Below are 18,804 nucleotides of genomic sequence, written 5' to 3' on the forward strand. Positions count from 1 at the left end.
AGGCTGTGTTAAAGCTGAATGTTGATTTTTAACCCTGTTGATTGTAGTGGAAGGCGCGAAGACTCCTTCGGGATGAAGCGGGTAGGTGAGACCCCGCAGGAGCAAAGCGACGAGGAGGCTCACCGCACGCCCCGAGGAAAGCGAAGCGCCTGGAACGAAAATCAACAGCCTCGTTTAACAGAGCTATTGGAAAAGAACATATCCATAGAAGAAAGCTTGCAAAAGTTTACAAAATAGACGATTTTCTTTTATTTTAGCTTAACATTCATGTGTTAAAGTAGAGATGTAAAGGACCACTAACTGTTTAAGGAGTGATCTGGATGGTTTACAAAGTCATCATCAATTTCCTGCTGGTCATTACTCATTTCTATCTGCTTTAACAAACTTTAGAGTGAATTCAAAAAACATTAAGAAAAATCGTCATGGATTTTTACAATCATCATTTATGATAAAAATAGGCGGGGTAGCAAATGTGGCTATCAGGGGCAGTCGGCGAAGGTGGGGCCGCTGCTTTTTTTTTCATTTTAAGCAGGAATAAGGGCGGACATTGGCTAATATACTGACAAAACCATCTCAAAACGAACGGGGGAAAGGAAATGTCTATGAAGCATTATGCCATTCTGTTAAAAGCCGCTGGTCTCGCCGTGTTCCTTGTACCGCTGTTCATGAGAAGTATGGGGTACATTACTTCAATTCCAAAGTTCTTGTTTCTTTTGCTTATTGCCGTCGGCCTGGTTCTTGTAATTGCTGGAAATGTATACGAGACAAAGGCATTAAGAACCAAGAAGGAAAAAATATCAATTCATAAATAACAAAAAACAAGTACCCAAAATCTCATGATTGGGTACTTGTTTTATTTTTTCCAGCCAGCAGTTTCCACAGGAAGGCAGCAAGCCAGCCAATCAAATATAGATGTCCGGCAATCGAATAGTAAGCCCAAAACGCTCCTGATTTTAGCTGTGAGAGCAAATGTTCCCATTCAGTCTGATCCATTGGCCTGTCAATGCTATTTATCAAGCCTACCATCGGGAGTGTAATGGTGATTACTAGGGCAATCATCGAGTAGACCACCATTTTTTTTCGGATGATGCTGAATATCGTTGAGGAAAACATGATCAGCAGGAACAGATAATATACGATCCAAAGCCAGACAGATAGAGTGTTCCAATACATTTTAATACCTCGCAGTAGTTGATTACCTATCTATATTAACAGAAAGACCACATTAAGATTAATTTTTAGAATAAACGCAGTTTTCTGTTAGAATGTGGTAAAATTTTACCTGAGGTGATTCTTTGTTAGTAAATATAATCATGACAGCAGGATTAGTCTTAGCTGTGTTTGCATCGATTGCAGCATGGCTGAATACGCAGATAATCATCAAGGACCTGGCTTCTATTAAGGAAAAGTTGGGAATCAAGGATCCAAGAAAGCCATCTATGTTTGATGATGATTTAGATAAGGATTGAATGGAGGAAGAAGCTTGGGAATTTCTATGGTCGATATTAAGGTATCAAAAGTGGGCCACGATTTAAATGAGCGAGAACAAAAGATATTGGAAGTGCTTTTTTTGAATTTAGCTGCGCATGCAAATGCCCAGGTTACAGGCGCAAACATGATGTTCACTCCATTGGAAAAAAGCCAGTCGGACACCATTTTCAGCTTTCAGTTTGCATGGCAAAAATCAATTATAGAAGATCAGTGGTCCGAGTTAAAAGATGGGATTGAAAGACGATTCACTAACGCTCTAATAATGTCCGACATTAAGGATTCCTTGATAACCTTTGAAGAGAATACATATCAGGCAGCAAAATAGATTAATTGTTCAGGGTGGAAACATTGACAAAAATACATATTATCGGTGCTCCAGGGAGCGGGAAAACATACATTGCAAAGAAAGTGTCTAACAAGCTAAAGGTGCCAATATATCAGCTGGACCACTTGTTCTGGGATATGGAATCTGCATACCAGGGATCTCAAACCCAGCCAGTTAAAAGAGATCATCAGCTGAAGCAAATCGTCATGAACGAAAAATGGGTTGTTGAAGGAGTTTATTATCGGTGGGTTGAGGAATCTTTCAGCAGGGCGGATTATATTATCGTTTTAAAAACGAATGTCCATGTTAGGAGATGGAGAATTGTCAAAGGATTTATTCTAAGAAAATTGCAGTTACAGCCTTCGATTAGGCGAGAAACATTGCGTACGCTGCTTGATTTACTGGAATGGAATAATCGATATGATGATCATGACCTGGTTGAAGCGGTCAAACTGTTAAAGAGCCACAATGACAAAGTGATCATTTTAACGAAAAATAAAGATATACATAAGCTTTTCAGAAAGAAAAGTACATATTAGTACGATTTTCGGCCATCCTAATGTTGAATTTCAGCATTGGGAGGAATAACATTGAGATTTTTTATAGGGACTTCTCTCCTCATTTTTTCGATATGCTTGATCTCGGGCTGCGCTGCTAATAATGAGGCACGTGACATGAATGATGGAAATGCCAAGGTACAAAGCTTTGGAATTGACCAAAATGTCTATGATGATTCCCAGCTAAGGGTGGCGAATGATGTGGCAGAAAAAATTGAAAAGCTGGAGAAGGTAAGACATGCTACGGTAATCATAACAAATAGGCATGCCTATGTAGCCGTTTTAATGGATTTAAATGGACAAGATCGAAAAGAATTAGAAAATCAGATTGCTGATCAAGTTAAATCCTCAGATAAAATAATTCAAAATGTATATGTTTCTTCTAACCCGGATTTTGTTGACAGGATGGTGGAGTATGAAGAAGAAATACAAAATGGAAGACCTGTTCGCGGCCTGCTGGAAGAATTTAATGAAATGGTGCATGAAGCCTTTCCGTCTGCTCGATAATTTTTTATATATAAAAAAGAATGCTATTACGGATAGCATTCTTTTCTATTTAAAACAGGCTTTCATACGGCTGTGTACAAATTTGTTTCTCAGCCAGTCTTTTGCGCAAAAACTTATGGTCGCGCTTTGGCGTAGCAAGGATATAACCTCGGATTACCAGTTCCTGGGTAATTCTATCTGCTTTTTCTTCAAGGGCGAGCTCGCCAATCTTTCCGGCAATCTTATGCCGGGCAACATCCCTGAACAATTCAGGAACCGGGCTGACAAGATCCTCAAGCAAAGCCTTCTGGTCATCCGGCCATAAATGACGCGTTTCATTAACATAATATTCTTCCCAATCCATATCAGACTTCCCATCATCCTTAGGAAGCTTTTTCAAAAATTTGCGGAACATAAAAAATCCGCCAATCGCAAATAGTCCAACCAAGACAACAACCCAAAACATTATGAACCACAAAAACCAACCTTCAAGCTGATACATAACCATTCACCCACACAATTCTAATATCTTTTCTTATTATAGTATTGGCCCGCAAGATAAGACAAGTCCTGTGACAATTTGAGTAACTCACTTGTAAAAAAGGCAGGTTGTCAGTATAATAGACCTTGTTCCAAAAACGGGGCTGAATGGGGTACTGGTGTCCTCCACGGTCTTCAAAACCGCTTGTGACCTGCGTGCCAGGTCAGCTGGGTTCGATTCCCAGGCGGTCCCGCCAAAATACATAAATTAGTGACCGCTCAGCATTCTGGGCGGTTTTTTTGTGTGAAGGATCATTATCCATCTGCAACTTGGCAATGAGAAAAGCCTTTTTTAGAAGCATAAGGTACGTCCCTGTGCTTTTACGATTACCCTAGAAATGGCTTTTGCGTTGTACGAATTAAATCGCTATTCGGTAGCAGATATTGTTAAAAAGAAAGGAATCAGCAGATCTACATTTTATGAATATATGAAGAATCGCCCTGTCAACTGGGGCGATTTTTTTTGCCTTGGGCTCATCCTTTGTTACGCAAAAAAATTTCCCAACATCCGTTTGTAGAAAAAAATACATATTTAGAAGGTTTTAATAGTTATAGGGGGGTGAGGACAGGTGAGGACAATGTCGAGTGTTGTCCGGTTTTGTCATATTAAAAATATTACAGAGTAAGGGGTTGGGAAGTAAAATGAAAGTAATGAAGGTCTTGCTTAGTCTCGTATTGGTATTGAGCATTTTCGCAGGTGCCGGCTCTATTAAACCGGAAGCTGCTGCCAGAACTTTATACGTTCCAATTTACAATCAGTTAGAGGATAATTGGTGCTGGGTGGCTACGGCACAATCGATTGTATATTACCACACGGGAGATAGACAGACTACCCAATGTACATTTTTTAAATGGGGGAAGGCAACCACCACTTGTTACGATGCTACGGGTTCATTGGAATTAGAAACTACACGCATCCTGTCTAAGGCATATTTTGCAGCCACCGGATACACAGTTGGCGACATTGTGAGTTACTCCGTAGTTAAAAGTCAGGTTGAAAAACAACAGCCAATGCTGACCAGGATTGTTTGGTCAAGTGGTGCTAAAGTCGGTCATCAGGCGGTCATATACGGTTATGATGACAACGGCACCGGCTCGGACTATATAACATGGTCGGATGTCGGCACATCGGGTACTACACCGAGAAAAACTACCTACAAATATTTCGTGAGTAATACAACCTTCTCTTGGGATGACACCAGGGTAGGAATGTACGACTAAAAAGGGGGATTCACAATGAAAAAACTGATGATGGTTTGAACTTTATTACTAAGCATTTTATTTACTTCTTTTCATGCGAGCGCTGCGGAAACCGAAATTCCTATAGGTGCCCAAGATTTTGCAGACATTCATTTCAAGAACATTGTTTTGGACACAGTAAAAGGTGATACGCCTGGAAGTTTCAATTTTACTCCATCCGAAAACATCACATTCGGTCCACTCCTGAAAATCTATGTGAGGAATAGGATTTCTATGTCGGCAAGAAAAAAGGAAGCGAAGGCATCGTGGATGCCAAGGAATATATCTCTGTCGTATACCAGGATGGAAAGCCTGTCAATGCAATCTCCACATACTTAAATGAGGCAGGGGCCTATGATCTTGCAATATTCGGCTATCCATACGAGGATGTAAAGGAATTGGCAAAAATCAAGGAAAACGAAAGCCTCTTTTATAATATGGAAAACGAACTATGGTTTGTTTATAACGGGAAAAAGGTAAAGGGTTTAAATAAGGCAGGCAAAGACCTCCTTAAGACACAGGAAAAATCCATTGAAGATTATCAGTCTGTCATAGTTGAGATGTATGAGGGAAAGGTCGGCACAGATACAGGCCAAGATGGTGCAAAGGGCAGCATACTGGCGCAGTATAATTCGGAGAACAACAATCTCTTATATACACTTTACGGTGCTGTTGGGGTACTCGTTGCTGCATGTGCTTATCTTGTGATTAAAAATCGAAAGTTGAAAGCAGTTAAATAAGCAATGAAATGAAAGGCCTGTCCAATTGATGGGCTTTTCTTTTTTATTCCCTGGAAGGAGAGAAGGATATGTAATTTTAATTTAGCAACCAAAGAACAATACTGGATGGATAAGACAGTATTTTTTACATTCTTTCAATTATTCTTTTCGGTTTCTTTTTTCAAAATAATATGAGGAAGAAAAGAACTTTCCCTTTGCAGCAGTTTTATCGTTTTCGAACGGTGAACATGGATACATTTTTTTCCTAATCTCTACTACTTTCAGCAGTCCAGGTACTTTGTCTTTGGGATCGTCTATACTCTTATAAAGAGTAATAAAGCTGAAAAGAATGGATTCTCAAACATCAATTTCGAAAGTTCCAACTCAATTATTATTTAGGGGCATTTGGTGCCATGCTTGGTGCCCGGATTTTTGAAACTTAAGATTACAAGAAGATATTAATAAGTAAAAAAGCCTAATTTACCAGTACTTAAGGGTACAACAAGTTACTAGAAAAACAAATGCTAGCAAACTTCAAAACCGCTTGTGACCTGCGTGCCAGGTCAGCTGGGTTCGATTCCCAGGCGGTCCCGCCAAATTAAGATTTTAATCATTTACATAACTTCTCACTTACACAGTTTTATACTCATTTTAACGAACTGTGTGTGACCGAGAAGCTAAAACTCTGTGTGTTCAGAGCCTTCAAATTATTATATTTGGAGGTTTTTTTGTATCCGTATACTTGTGAGAAAACATAGAAGAGTTATAACTGCGAGTACGGTCACTGAGAGCTTTACAATATGTAAGATGTTTGAGCGGTTTATTGGTTTAACGGTCTGAGGGTTTAGAATCTCGTACAAGTGAGGAATACGGGATACAATTTTAAATGGCTATTGGATATCTGGCGTGTCGAGTGGATTAACATATTTGCTGTAAGAATTTAAATAAATAGACGAACAGGACAGATCCTGTTCGTCTAAAAAGAAATTTTAGTTGAAAATATCAACCTGGAATTTTAGAATTATGAATTCTACCTGTCTTTGCAACTTTCATCGTTTCTTTAATATATTCTGCTGATTGATGTAGCCATTTAAGTTCTTGGGAGTCGAGAGCAATTTCTAATTGTTTTTCTACGCCATTTCTCCCGATGACACATGGCATACTTAATGCGACATCTCCATCGTATCCATATTGTCCGTGTAATGTTGTGGACACCGGATAAACACTGCGTTCATCCAGCATAACCGCCTTTGCTAGTGTAACGGCAGCTTGGGCAACACCTGCATTTGTCCATCCTTTCCCATTTAACACATCAAAGGCTGCCTTTACAACTTGTTCTTTAATACTGTCCCTACTTAATGGTTCTTTTCCCTGGAAAACTTGGTCTAATTCTTTTTCACTAAATCCTTGCACACTTAAGCGGCTTAATACTGGGAAAGCTGTATGTCCGTGTTCGCCCATCATAAAACCTGTTACACTTTTTGAATCGATGTCATAATTAGTAGCAATTATTTTACGAAGACGTGCAGAATCAAGCATAGTTCCGGTGCCGAATATGCGTCCCTTCGGATAGCCAAATTCATTTTCTGCTATGTACACCATGGTATCTAACGGATTTGTTATTAGAATAATGATTGCTTCTTTCGTATATTTAGTAATTCCAGTCATAACTTCACGAATTACGTCTGAATTGACAACAGCTAATTGAGCCCTGTCCGGCATGGCATCTTCATCACTTTTTATCATGCTGGGACCAGCAGCACAGATAATTACATCTGCATTCGCACACTCGGAATAATCCCCAGCATGTACCGTTGTATTTGACATATATGTAAGAGCGGTTGCATGTTCCTGGTCAAGAGCTTCGCCATAAGCAACATCCTTATCTTTATCAATGACAGCTATTTCCGCAAATAGTCCTAATTTCATTGCATCTGCTAGAACATATGATCCAACATGGCCTACTCCTACAACAACTAACTTATTTCTTTTCATGTTTTTCCCCCCTAACTAATTGTCATCTATACTTTAACACAATTAAGAAAATACTGAATATTTAAATGCATTTTTTCAGATTTAAAAAGGGTTTTATCAGGGAAGATGGAAATAATCGTTTTTGTTAAAATATGTCATTCTTTTAAATAGGACACAGGATTACGAATCGACATTCTTGTTCGCATCCGTTCACTTTTGGACCAAATAACTGAAAACGAAATATGACGTTTTCTCCTTACATTTGTCTATTTATTAAAGGATGTAATTTTTATCCAAAACGAGTATTTTGAACTGAAATTTTTGAATGGATGTGAGGGTAAAAAGATGAAATAAAGCATATGGACATGAATTCATTTATACTTGATTTTATTTGGATTCCAGTTAGATCTACTAACCGAGGTTGGAGATTCTCATAGTTCTATAAATGTAATCTGATGGTTAACTGCCATAATCTATTAATGATAAACCTGTTTTCTAAGTGGAAAATTTATCTTTATTTTGCCTTTACTTTGCAATAGTTTTATATTTTAATTGTTATATAGTTTGGAATATTATTATTTTTCTAAAAATTAGAGGGGGTTTAGAGAATGAGAAAGCATTTTAGAAGATTTGCTCAGTTTACTGCTTTATCAAGTCTGTTTTTGCTGTCGGCTTGTGGGGGTGCCCAATCTTCTGGGGGGAAAGAAGCAAGCGGGGAAGGAAAAGTGACAGCTGATATTGGAGTCATATCCTATATTAGCGGACCGGGAGCGGCATATGGTGAAGCAATTACCAACGGACTCAAGCTAGCAAACGAAGAAATCAATAAAGCGGGAGATGTAAAAATCAACCTTGTTATTGAGGATTCAGCAGGGAAGCAGGATCAAGCTTTAACCGCTGCCCAGAAATTGATGAATTCTAAAAATGTTACGGCGATTATCGGACCGACTCTAAGTACAGAGATGAACGTAGTTGGTCCTGAAGCGGATCTAAACGGGGTGCCAATTATGGGAACATCTACTACTGCTGAAGGGATTCCGCAAATCGGTGAATATGTATTCCGAAACTCGCTTCCTGAAGCATTGGCTATTCCAGCATCGATCGATAAAGCGATAGAAAAATATGACGCAAAAAAAGTAGCAATCTTATATGGAAATGATGATGTGTTTACGAAGTCAGGATTCGATACTATGAAAAAGGCTGCTGAAGAGAAGGGGCTCGAAATCTTAACCATTGAGACATTCCAAAAAGGCCAATCTGACTATAATGCACAATTAACGAAAATCAAAGGTCTCAAACCTGATTTGATTCTGGCTTCAGCTCTTTATAATGAAGGTGCAGTCATCATGGACCAGGCACGCAAATTGGGGATTGATGTTCCATTTGTCGGCGGAAATGGCTTCAACTCTCCTGAAGTGATCAAAATTGCCGGTGATGCTGCCAACGGCTTGATTGTGGCAACACCCTGGTATGGTGATAAAGACGATCAGAAAGTCCAGGACTTCGTGAAAAAGTATGAGGAAAAATACGGCAAAAAACCTGACCAGTTTGCTGCACAGGCGTATGACGCTCTCTATATCATGGCTGAGGCGTTAAAGATTGCCGGAGATGCAGACCGGGATGCGGTTCGAGACGCATTAGCGGAAACTAAAGATTTTCAGGGAATCCTTGGCAGCTTCTCCTTTGATAAGGACGGAGATGTTGTAATGGAGCCTACTGTTCTTATCATTGAAGAAGGAAAGTTCAAGGTGTTTGAATAGTCAGACCCGTAATCCATCAGCGGAATACTCCGCTGATGGAAATTTCTTTTAAATAAAGAATCAGAAGGTGAGATGCCATGTTAATCGAACAGTTAATCAACGGAATTACCCTGGGCAGCATATATGCCATTGTGGCACTGGGCTTTACACTCGTTTTCGGGGTGCTGGGCATCATAAATATGGCCCATGGTGAAATTTTTATGTTTGGAGCTTTCATTGGTGTTATTGTAACTTCCACTTTCAAAGGGCCTCTATGGCTTGCTTTCGCAGCTGCTGTTTTGGTGACTGGGATTATGGGTTATTTGCTGGAGCGCTTTGCGCTAAGGCCGCTCAGAAATAAACAGGGAGTTTCACACCTTGCCCCTTTGATCAGTACCATTGGTGTTTCCATCCTGCTTGAAAACTTATCCCATCATTTATTTGGGGCAGGAAACCATCCGTTCAATAATACATTCGCGGAAATCAGCTTCCAGATAGGATCGATTACAGTGTATCTGGTGCAAATTGTCATTTTTATGATTTCAGTTATTTTAATGTATACACTCTCATATTGGCTGGGAAAAACAAAAGCCGGCAAAGCACTAAGGGCAACTGCCGAGAACCTTGAAACGGCCAGTCTTCTAGGAGTCGATACGAAAAAGACAATCACCATGACAGTGATTATCGCTTCCGCAATGGGGGGAATTGCAGGAATCCTTGTCGGAATGGCATTTAACTCAGTCACCCCTCAAATGGGCTTGTCTATTGGCTTAAAGGGGCTCGCAATAATCATTCTCGGTGGAATGGGAAATGTCAAGGGTGCTATGGCAGGCGGCCTGATCCTAGGATTGGCGGAAACCTTCGTTGTGGTGTATGGAGACTCGGGCTACCGGGATGCGATTGCGTTTGCAGCAATCATTGTCATTCTCCTTGTTAGGCCACAAGGATTATTCGGCCAAAAAATTTCGGCATAAGAAGGTGAACAAATGCTTGGGGAACTTATCAATCCGTACTATTTACAGGTCGCTTCATTTATTTTAATCAATGTCATACTTGGTATAAGTATTTATATAACACTTTCTACCGGACAGCTTTCACTTGCAAATGCAGGGTTTATGGGAATAGGTGCTTATACTTCGGCGCTTCTGACGCTAAACTTCGATTTTCCAATCCTGCTTGGAATTTTAGCAGGTACACTTATGGCTGGATTGTTCGGCATTATGATCGGAATTCCGACTCTGAGACTTCAGGGGGTTTATTTGGCCATTGTGACTCTTGGATTTGGGGAAGTTCTCCGTGTTGTTTTAGTAAACTGGGAGTCTTTGACTAAGGGATCCATTGGTTTGTCTGGCATTCCCCATCTTGGACGTGAAATCCTTAGGAATTTTAAGGAATTTGGTTTTGACCCGAGGTTTATTGGATTGCAAAACAACCAATTCATTTTCCTTATGGTTTTTCTGCTCTTATTGTTTATTGTAATTGGGGTTATATGGTTTATCAGAAGACAATCCCGCTCTCGGGTTGGTCGGGCGTTTGCTGCCATCAAACTGGATGAAAAGGCAGCTGAATCTATGGGCATCAACATCACTTACTATAAAGTGCTTGCTTTTACACAGGGAGCTTTGCTTTCCGGATTTGCCGGAGCCTTGTATGCCCATGTCCTTGCCTATATTAGTCCGGCTGATTTTGCTTACCACAGGGCAGTTGAGATTTTGATTTTTGCTGTGTTCGGTGGCAGCGAGGTCATTTGGGGGCCTGTATTTGGAGCATTATTCTTAACCGTAATGCCTGAGGTCCTTCGCTTTATCAGTGAGTATCGTTATATGATTTACGGTTTGATCATCCTCGTGATGATGGCAGTCCGTCCTCAGGGACTCATTGACGTTCATCTTTTAAACTGGATGAAGTTGAAAACGAAGAAAAGGGGGAAAGAGCATGGTACTGCAAATCAAAAAAGTGCATAAAAATTTTGGCGGAATCAGCGCAGTTTCCGATGTCTCCTTTTCTATCAACAAAGGTGAAATCTTCGGGTTGATCGGTCCGAACGGAGCAGGAAAAACGACGATGTTCAATTTAGTTACCTCCATGTTCCCGCTAACTTCAGGGGAAATTGTTTTTAACGGGGAAAATATCAGCGGAGTCAAGCCGCACCTTATCACCAAAAAGGGGATATGCCGTACGTTTCAAAATATTCGCCTGTTCCCTCAAATGACAGCTCAAGAAAACGTCATGGTAGGGGAGCATTGTCGGAGCAAGTCGGGCGTTTTCAGCAGTGTCTTCAGAACAAAAAGACAACGCCAGGAAGAGGAGAACATTCGGAGAAGAGCGAATGAATTGCTCGACTTTGTCGGCCTTACTGGATATGCAGAGAATCTAGCAGACAGCTTGGCTTACGGACAGCAAAGAAGGCTGGAAATTGCCAGAGCGCTGGCAAGCGATCCGCAATTGCTGCTGCTCGATGAACCGGCTGCTGGGATGAACGAAACAGAAACAAGCAATTTGTTTGAGCTGATAAAAAAAATCCAGGCTAAAGGGGTTACTGTCCTGTTGATTGAACATGATATGCCGCTGGTGATGAATTTGTGTGACAGGATTGCGGTGCTTAACTTTGGCAGGAAAATTGCGGAGGGCAGTCCTGCTGAGATACAGAATAACCCTGATGTCATCGAGGCATACCTCGGCAGTGAGGAGGATGAACTGTATGCTTAAGGTTCAGGGAATTTCTACTTCCTATGGAAAAATCAATGTGCTAAAAAATATTAGTCTTGAGGTTGAGGAAGGGAGTATTGTAACCATTCTTGGAGCAAATGGTGCAGGAAAATCCACCACAATGAAAACGATTTGCGGCCTTTTAAAGCCGCAAGAGGGAAAGGTTGAATTTCTTGGAGAGGATGTAGCAGGAAGGCGGCCGGATCAGCTGGTACGAACAGGAATCGCACTTGTGCCTGAAGGAAGGCAAATTCTATCCGGTATGACCGTGCTTGAGAATCTTGAAATGGGAGCCTATCATCGAAAGGATAATGAAATTAAACATGATATCGAAAAAGTGATGGAGAGATTCCCGATTCTCAAGGAAAGGCATCAGCAATTGGGAGGGACTCTCTCTGGAGGACAACAGCAAATGCTTGCCATCGCAAGGGCGCTCTTGAGCAAGCCGAAGCTTTTATTGCTTGATGAACCTTCAATGGGCCTTGCACCACTTGTTGTAGCCGACATTTTCAAAATCATTAAGGAGATCAACGAAGCAGGGACAACCGTTCTCCTAGTGGAGCAAAATGCGAGACAGGCTCTCCGTGTATCTGACTATGGATACGTACTTGAAACAGGAAAAATTATCACAGAAGGAAAATCCAATGATCTATTGACCGACCCAAGAATCATGGAGGCCTACCTAGGGCGGAAATCAAGCTAATCACAGATTGGAAGCGGGGGGACGTACCCTGTGCTTCTTCTGGAAGCATTAGGTAAGTCCCTAAGCTACATAGGACTCCATTGGCAATGTAGCGGGAGAATCCGCTGGGGGCGATACCCAGGCGGTCCCGCAAAAATACATAATTTAACCGCACAGTTATCGACCTGTGCGTTTTTTTGTATGCAGTGTTTTTGGTTGTAAGGGGCGTAGAAACACGCAAAACAGTAATATCTATATTTCGAATAACGAAGTTTTTTTCTGAAAGTAACAGGAGATTTTCCTCTTTTGCCGAAATATGTAATTTATATGAAAATTTTTACTACATAAGGGGGATTCATTCGTGCAGTTTAATGATTATCCATATACAAGACCAAATCTTGAAGAGGTGGAGGGGAACCTTAATCAATTACTGGAGAGGTTCCGATCTGCTGAGTCCTTTGAGGTTCAGGACAGAGTAATGAAAGAAATCAATGAGGTACGCTCTGAGTTTGAAAGCATGAGACAGATTGTTCAAATTCGTCAGACGATTGATACCACGGATGAGTTCTATAAGAAAGAAAAGGATTTTTTCAATGAAGCAGGACCAGCCTATAAGGGCCTGATCACAGAATATTACGAGGCACTTACAGGTTCTGAATTCCGCTCTCAGTTAGAAGAAAAGTGGGGGAAACAGTTATTCTTATTAGCTGACAGTCAATTAAAAACATTCTCTCCTAATGTGTTGAAAGAAATGCAGGAAGAAAACAAACTAGTTAGTGAGTATGTTGATTTACTTGCTTCAGCTAAAATCCCATTTGACGGGGAAGTGAAAAATCTTGCTCAGTTAGTTCCTTACCACCAATCACCTGACCGTTCCGTTAGGAAAGAATCAAACGAAGCTAAGTACAACTTTTTCGTTGAGCATGCCGTTCAATTGGATGATTTATACGACAAGCTCGTAAAAGTACGGACTAGTATTGCTAAGAAGCTGGGATTCTCTTCTTTTACAGAGTTAGCTTATGCCCGGCTGTCCCGTACTGATTATGATGCTGAGATGGTAGCAAAGTTCCGTGACCAAGTGAAAGAGTACATCGTTCCTTTAGCAACAAAACTAAAACAAAGACAGCAGGAACGTATTGGTGTCGAAACATTTAAATATTACGATGACAGCTTCAGCTTTAAGACAGGAAATCCTGATCCTAAAGGAGATGCGGAGTGGATTGTTGATCAAGCGAAGAAAATGTACGAGGAAATGTCTCCTGAAACGAATGAGTTTTACACTTATATGGTAGAAAACAACCTAATGGACTTATTAAGTAAAGCAGGTAAGGCTGGAGGCGGATACTGCACCTATATTAGCAAACATAAGTCACCATACATTTTTGCAAACTTTAATGGAACAAAAGGTGATGTTCGTGTATTAAAGCATGAAGTAGGACATGCCTTCCAAGTATTTGAAAGTCGTGTGTTTGAAGTACCTGAGTACGCGTTCCCTACACTAGAAGCATGTGAAATACATTCGATGAGCATGGAATTCTTTGCTTGGCCTTGGATGGATCTTTTCTTCGAGGAAGATACGGATAAGTACAAGTTCTCTCATTTAAGCGAAGCGGTTCTTTTTATTCCTTATGGTGTAGCAGTCGATGAATTCCAGCATTTTGTGTATGCCAACCCGGAAGCAACTCCAGCTGAGCGGAAGCGAGCTTGGAGAGAAATTGAGAAGAAGTACTTGCCGCATCGCGATTATGAAGGAAATGACTTCCTGGAAAACGGTGGTTTCTGGCAGCAGCAGGGACATATTTACAAAGTTCCTTTCTACTATATTGATTACACACTAGCTCAAATTTGTGCGTTGCAATTCTGGAAACGTACGCAGGAAAATAGAGAGGATGCCTGGAAGGATTACCTGCACTTATGTAAGCAGGGCGGCAGCCAATCATTCACAGAGCTTGTCAAAGAAGCGAATTTAATTTCTCCATTTGAAGATGGTTGTGTGAAATCTGTGATTGATGAAATTGAAGCTTATTTGAATTCGGTTGATGATAAGGCTCTTTAATTAAGAAATATTGCAAAACTTAATAAGTATCTAAATTTGGTCCCGCACGGTGGAAACCCCTCGTGCGGTTTTTCTATATATTTTGAATTGCTCACTTGTTTTAACCTTGCAGCAAGCTTTGGAAATTAGATGAAATATTACAAACTAATTCGTGTTTAATAGAAAAAGCTAAAGTCACTTCAGGTATAAACCGATAATTTTAATAAGTAATCTAGATAGATACATAAAAGTCATTGACGTGATACACAAGATAACATTATCTAATTAATGGCTAAAGCAAATTGTGAAACAAAATTTTCTAATAAAGAGGGCTCCAAATGGCTGATAATAAAATCACTCTGCCTACAATAGTAGGTAATATAGAATGTGACATTTCTTTTTCAAGAGAAACACCTGAAGATGCTTTTTCATTATTTAATTTTGATGTATCTATTACTCCAATGAAAATTAATAACTATATTTCTTTTGAGAAAGATCCATTTGTTGATATTCATGTTGATAGTAATAATCAAATGCATCTTGGGTTTCGGTTAAGTTATATTAACACTAAAAAGTCGGAGCTTGTTGAAGATGAAGAATATTTTTATTTGAAAATTATTGAGAATGTTAGAGTTCCTAAAAATGTGGAAACAGCACTAAAAGTAATAATTGACGCAAGTTTTGCGAAGATACTTTTCAAAGAAAAACCTAGTAAAGAAGAAATAATTAAAAGACTTAGATTGGAAATGGCAAGTAATCAAACTATATTTAACCCAAATGCGGATGGAAGATTTCCGAGAGGAACAATCTATGGGTGGGGAGGAACTTCCTGATAAGTTTAACAAACTTACTGCTAGAAGAATCACTATTTCTTTGAAAGTTTTGGAGGTTATAAGGGAACAAGTAAGAAATAAATGCTAGCTCATTTAAACCGCATATGATCTCGATCCTGCTCATATGAATTCAATTAGTAAGGTACCCCAATAAAGTATATTAACCGCAGGTTGGATTCCCACTCGTGCGGTTTTTTTATTTAACTCCTTCGTAATTTAGAAGCACTAGATACGTCCCTATGCTTCACTTTGAAGCAGAAGGTACGTCCCTATGCTTCCAAGAATTGATCGATCACTTTTTTGTTTTGCTCGAGGTCTACGTCTAATACTTCGCCGATATCTTCGAAGCGTTCGTTTGTGAAGCTGCCGTCTTCGGGTATTCTGATTGTTTCTACTTCGCCTGTTTTATTGGTTAAAATGTCTTTTCCAATTGTCAAAAGTGTGGGTGTGTCTAAATTGGTATCGATGTATTTATTTAGTATTTTCAAAAGGTCGGGAAGCTGAACGACGCTTTGCAGGCTCACTGCTTCGTCCTTAAGTTTTGCGATGACTTCTTGCTGCCTTTGCACTCGACCGAAGTCACTTAGGCGGTCCTGGCGGAAGCGTACATATCCTAACAGTTCTTTGCCATGCAATTGTTGTGTTCCTTCCTCCAATGTCATACCAATACCATGGGACATGGTGTAGGGAATGTCGACTTCAATTCCATCTGGTACGAGGAGGTCGACGCCTTTTTCGAAGCCTTTAAAGTCGACAATCGCATAGTGATGGATATCCAGCCCGAAATTCATTTGAATAGTCTGTCTCAATAATTCAGGGCCTCCGTATGTATAGGCAGCATTTAACTTTTGCTGTCCATGTTCTGGTATTGAGACAAGCATGTCACGCATAAGCGATATGATTTTTACATCATGAGTTTTGGGGTTATAGTGTGCAACCATGATGGTATCTGTTCGTGCTGCTTCCTCTCCCCGCGAGTCACTTCCGAGTAAGAGTACATTCACTTCATCAAGCTTTTTTTTCTCTCCTTGAAATGAAGTATTTGCCTCTGCCTTTTTTAAGGGTTGATTGATTGTTTGAATGGTTCCGTCTATGTATTGAAAAATAGTAAAAAGACCAACCAAAAAGATACTTAAGAGAATAAGGGCAGCGGATACGCGTGTCCATCTGATCCTTTTCCTCTTTTTTGTTGCTGCCATACTTGCACCACCTTGGCTGAAAATTATATGAGGAATCATGTGAAGTAGTCATTATCCCATAAATAGATTTCATCTTATGGAATATTAGATTACATTTGTTTAAAAATCAGTTAACATGATTTCATTTCTTTGTAATACCCCAAATTGCATGGTTAGTAGTCTATTAATAGTAAATATTTTATAAAATGGTAGAGAAGTACTTGTAGATGTATTAACTTTAAGGGGAAATCCTTGTAATGAGAGGATTCATTTAACCTGGGAGCGGGAGGGTTCTATGAGAATCGCTATCTTGTCTGACATTCATGAAGGTTTAAATCGTAAAAATACTAAGACTGACATAATTGTGATCTTAAAAAAATGGTTAGCCGAGTATGCACCAGATGTTTTTATCATAAGCGGGGATATGACTGCCGGTCCTGAAAAAAGCCTTGCACTATTAAATGAATTGCAAAATCATTCTTTAAAAACAAGGTTATTGTTTGTTCATGGTAACCACGATATTTATCATGAAGATTCAAATCTCGCGTATCAAATCCTGCTGAAGTTTCCCGGCAACCTGGGAAATGGACCGGTGGAATTGGATGACGGATGGGTGATAATTGGGGACGGTGGCTGGTATGATTACTCTTATGGAATAGAGGGTTACACTAAAGAACAATTTCAAGCTGGTTCTTTCAATGATTTTACATGGCCGGATAAAACCTATGCTAACTGGAAGATGCCTGATTTTGAAGTGACTGATCTTTATTTTTCAAAATTAGAAAACTGGTTACGTGCATATCGAGGAAGAAAAATTATTATGGTAACACATTTCGTACCAAGCTCAGATTATGTATCAGTCAAGGGCGATCCAAGTTGGGACTTTTTCAATGCTATGATGGGAAGCTCAAGATTCTGGGAATTAGCTCAGAAATATGCCGTTAAAAAGTATATTTTTGGCCATATTCATACCCGTTACCATGATCTAAACAAAGGAATCGAAATGATATGTAACCCATTAGGTTATTATCCTGATGAATGGGAGCATCCATCTGCAGAGGAAGAAATCTTCTCATGTATTAAGGTAATTGAGATTTAATACTACAACGTTACAGCACCAGTTATGATTCTTTGTAAATCAATCCCATCGAAAAATCCACAGCCATGATTTATAATCCTCTATGGAGGCGAAAAACATGGTTAATAAAAGTCATACATTAGTAAATGGGTGGACATTAATCGCACATAAAACGATTAAACTATATGCAAATGAGAATTCCTATGTTTTAATGGACGGGGTAAATGATGTAATGATGCAGTTTACTGTTACAGACCAGGAATTTGAAGTAACGTCGTCGAGCTGGAACTTAAATTTCAAAATGATCCCGGCTTTTAAAACTGTCAAAGTTTTGAATATACCGGATGAAGAATAATGTTAACATTAAAAAATGACTGCTGAATTATCTAATGGGTTGGGTTTCGAGTGCTAAAACTTAATTCGCACACAAATTTAGCATTCTAATTTGTAAATGAATTGGAATGCTAGTTTTTTCGTTACAACTAGGTTTTCCATTAACTTAAGTGTGTTTTAGTACACAAATTCGCATCCCTTTTTAGCAGACTGAAAATGTTAAGGTCATTGTGCGAATTCGTATCCTAGCCTTGCGGGTTGATATGCTAAAAGTGGCGGCCCTGGGAGCTAAAAATGGCTTTGTACGTTTTTCGTTTGCACGCGAAAACGAAAAAATATTGAGAGAGGGATTAAAAGGTATTCGGAAACCTTTTTTCCTTGTAATAATCATATTGGAGATGATTGAATGACATGGGCAGTGATCATTCCGTTAACACTTTTTAGTTTATTTAAAATTATAGTCACCTGTCTTCCTACTGGTGCTGTTGAATGGATTCTTAAAAAATTTGCCTTGCATTCAGAGATTAGTTATGAAAATTCCACAGTTTTAATAAATGGTGTAATAATAGAAGGGAAAGAAAAAATTCAAATCCTAAATTCTTTCAATGAAGCAACATTTTTAGAGAAACATTACATTTGGCCAGGGACTGAGGAGCATTACTTAGTAAGGGATGATAGTGGGCCCCCTGTTATTATTAAAGTGAATGAAGGTAAAAAAAAGGTCAAAGTATCCCTATTCCTTTATAAGGACCGTGTAGATGTAGTCAAAGAATACAAAAAGAAAATATTATCCTATAGCCTGCTTTCGGATCTTCAAATAAAGGCCGATATTATTGGAAAAGGACAATAGAATGATCGAAGTGCCTGAGCACAAATCATCAGGCAA

21 protein-coding genes and 1 tRNA gene are annotated in these 18,804 nt (G+C 39.5%); 18 read left to right on the forward strand and 4 right to left on the reverse strand.

The features are described 5' to 3' along the window. Positions 1-596 precede the first annotated feature (596 nt). Positions 597-812 (forward strand): hypothetical protein, encoded by a 216-nt coding sequence (locus AC3EBE_RS10350; protein WP_488594952.1) that lies wholly within the window; start codon positions 597-599, stop codon positions 810-812. 22 nt (positions 813-834) lie between these two features. On the opposite strand, the gene AC3EBE_RS10355 is transcribed toward AC3EBE_RS10350, so the two are convergent. Beyond that, entirely contained in the window at positions 835-1,173 is a 339-nt protein-coding gene (locus AC3EBE_RS10355; RefSeq protein ID WP_488594953.1) for a hypothetical protein, read from the reverse strand. A 122-nt stretch (positions 1,174-1,295) separates the two neighbouring features. Here AC3EBE_RS10355 and AC3EBE_RS10360 point away from each other — a divergent pair, with 122 nt between their 5' ends. Genes AC3EBE_RS10360 through AC3EBE_RS10375 form a run of 4 tightly spaced genes read left to right on the forward strand, consistent with a single transcriptional unit; the run spans position 1,296 to position 2,880 of the window. Then, the gene (locus AC3EBE_RS10360; RefSeq protein WP_488594954.1) at positions 1,296-1,469 is read left to right on the forward strand and encodes a hypothetical protein; all 174 of its coding nucleotides are present in this window, start codon (positions 1,296-1,298) and stop codon (positions 1,467-1,469) included. A gap of 14 nt (positions 1,470-1,483) precedes the next feature. Beyond that, a complete protein-coding gene (locus AC3EBE_RS10365) occupies positions 1,484-1,816 on the forward strand; it encodes a hypothetical protein (protein WP_488594955.1) in 333 nt (110 codons plus the stop codon). Positions 1,817-1,839: 23 nt separating this feature from the next. Then, complete coding sequence (locus tag AC3EBE_RS10370; RefSeq protein WP_488594956.1) at positions 1,840-2,355, forward strand: P-loop NTPase family protein; 516 nt, start codon at positions 1,840-1,842, stop codon at positions 2,353-2,355. Between the two features lie 51 nt (positions 2,356-2,406). Next, positions 2,407-2,880 (forward strand): YhcN/YlaJ family sporulation lipoprotein, encoded by a 474-nt coding sequence (locus AC3EBE_RS10375; RefSeq protein ID WP_488594957.1) that lies wholly within the window; start codon positions 2,407-2,409, stop codon positions 2,878-2,880. A gap of 49 nt (positions 2,881-2,929) precedes the next feature. Here AC3EBE_RS10375 and AC3EBE_RS10380 read toward each other — a convergent pair whose 3' ends face one another. After that, positions 2,930-3,361 (reverse strand): DUF2621 domain-containing protein, encoded by a 432-nt coding sequence (locus AC3EBE_RS10380; RefSeq protein ID WP_488594958.1) that lies wholly within the window; start codon positions 3,359-3,361, stop codon positions 2,930-2,932. A gap of 138 nt (positions 3,362-3,499) precedes the next feature. On the opposite strand from AC3EBE_RS10380, the gene AC3EBE_RS10385 reads away from it, so the two are divergent. The 3 genes from AC3EBE_RS10385 to AC3EBE_RS10395 all read left to right on the forward strand — a co-directional run bounded on the left by AC3EBE_RS10385 (position 3,500) and on the right by AC3EBE_RS10395 (position 5,378). Continuing rightward, positions 3,500-3,596: transfer RNA gene (locus AC3EBE_RS10385), tRNA-Sec, on the forward strand. 445 nt (positions 3,597-4,041) lie between these two features. Further along, positions 4,042-4,620 (forward strand): C39 family peptidase, encoded by a 579-nt coding sequence (locus tag AC3EBE_RS10390; protein WP_488594959.1) that lies wholly within the window; start codon positions 4,042-4,044, stop codon positions 4,618-4,620. Between the two features lie 284 nt (positions 4,621-4,904). Then, on the forward strand, positions 4,905-5,378 hold the full coding sequence (locus tag AC3EBE_RS10395; protein ID WP_488594960.1) for a hypothetical protein: 474 nt from the start codon (positions 4,905-4,907) through the stop codon (positions 5,376-5,378). 981 nt (positions 5,379-6,359) lie between these two features. On the opposite strand, the gene AC3EBE_RS10400 is transcribed toward AC3EBE_RS10395, so the two are convergent. After that, the gene (locus AC3EBE_RS10400) at positions 6,360-7,352 is read right to left on the reverse strand and encodes an L-lactate dehydrogenase (RefSeq protein ID WP_488594961.1); all 993 of its coding nucleotides are present in this window, start codon (positions 7,350-7,352) and stop codon (positions 6,360-6,362) included. A gap of 587 nt (positions 7,353-7,939) precedes the next feature. Between AC3EBE_RS10400 and AC3EBE_RS10405 the strand changes: the two genes are divergently transcribed. The 7 genes from AC3EBE_RS10405 (at position 7,940) to AC3EBE_RS10435 (ending at position 15,329) form a co-directional block, all read left to right on the forward strand. Next, positions 7,940-9,091, forward strand: a complete 1,152-nt coding sequence (locus AC3EBE_RS10405; RefSeq protein ID WP_488594962.1) for an ABC transporter substrate-binding protein — start codon at positions 7,940-7,942, stop codon at positions 9,089-9,091. A gap of 77 nt (positions 9,092-9,168) precedes the next feature. Then, positions 9,169-10,044 (forward strand): branched-chain amino acid ABC transporter permease, encoded by an 876-nt coding sequence (locus AC3EBE_RS10410; protein ID WP_488594963.1) that lies wholly within the window; start codon positions 9,169-9,171, stop codon positions 10,042-10,044. 12 nt (positions 10,045-10,056) lie between these two features. Continuing rightward, the gene (locus AC3EBE_RS10415; protein WP_488594964.1) at positions 10,057-11,034 is read left to right on the forward strand and encodes a branched-chain amino acid ABC transporter permease; all 978 of its coding nucleotides are present in this window, start codon (positions 10,057-10,059) and stop codon (positions 11,032-11,034) included. Continuing rightward, complete coding sequence (locus AC3EBE_RS10420) at positions 11,006-11,779, forward strand: ABC transporter ATP-binding protein (protein WP_488594965.1); 774 nt, start codon at positions 11,006-11,008, stop codon at positions 11,777-11,779. The genes AC3EBE_RS10415 and AC3EBE_RS10420 overlap by 29 nt, the downstream gene beginning before the upstream one ends. Beyond that, positions 11,772-12,482, forward strand: coding sequence for an ABC transporter ATP-binding protein (locus AC3EBE_RS10425; RefSeq protein ID WP_488594966.1), 711 nt, complete (start codon positions 11,772-11,774; stop codon positions 12,480-12,482). The genes AC3EBE_RS10420 and AC3EBE_RS10425 overlap by 8 nt, the downstream gene beginning before the upstream one ends. 340 nt (positions 12,483-12,822) lie before the next feature. After that, complete coding sequence (locus AC3EBE_RS10430; protein WP_488594967.1) at positions 12,823-14,517, forward strand: M3 family oligoendopeptidase; 1,695 nt, start codon at positions 12,823-12,825, stop codon at positions 14,515-14,517. 317 nt (positions 14,518-14,834) lie between these two features. Next, positions 14,835-15,329, forward strand: a complete 495-nt coding sequence (locus AC3EBE_RS10435) for a hypothetical protein (protein ID WP_488594968.1) — start codon at positions 14,835-14,837, stop codon at positions 15,327-15,329. A 269-nt stretch (positions 15,330-15,598) separates the two neighbouring features. On the opposite strand, the gene AC3EBE_RS10440 is transcribed toward AC3EBE_RS10435, so the two are convergent. Beyond that, positions 15,599-16,528, reverse strand: coding sequence for an LCP family protein (locus AC3EBE_RS10440; RefSeq protein WP_488594969.1), 930 nt, complete (start codon positions 16,526-16,528; stop codon positions 15,599-15,601). Between the two features lie 274 nt (positions 16,529-16,802). Between AC3EBE_RS10440 and AC3EBE_RS10445 the strand changes: the two genes are divergently transcribed. From AC3EBE_RS10445 to AC3EBE_RS10455, 3 genes are all read left to right on the forward strand, one after another. Further along, complete coding sequence (locus tag AC3EBE_RS10445) at positions 16,803-17,606, forward strand: metallophosphoesterase (protein ID WP_488594970.1); 804 nt, start codon at positions 16,803-16,805, stop codon at positions 17,604-17,606. 97 nt (positions 17,607-17,703) lie between these two features. After that, the gene (locus tag AC3EBE_RS10450) at positions 17,704-17,940 is read left to right on the forward strand and encodes a hypothetical protein (protein ID WP_488594971.1); all 237 of its coding nucleotides are present in this window, start codon (positions 17,704-17,706) and stop codon (positions 17,938-17,940) included. A gap of 384 nt (positions 17,941-18,324) precedes the next feature. Further along, positions 18,325-18,768 carry a YfmQ family protein gene (locus AC3EBE_RS10455; protein ID WP_488594972.1) on the forward strand — a complete coding sequence of 148 codons (444 nt, stop codon included), beginning with the start codon at positions 18,325-18,327 and terminating at the stop codon, positions 18,766-18,768. The last annotated feature ends 36 nt before the right edge of the window (positions 18,769-18,804 follow it).

The organism is Mesobacillus sp. (assembly GCF_057785455.1).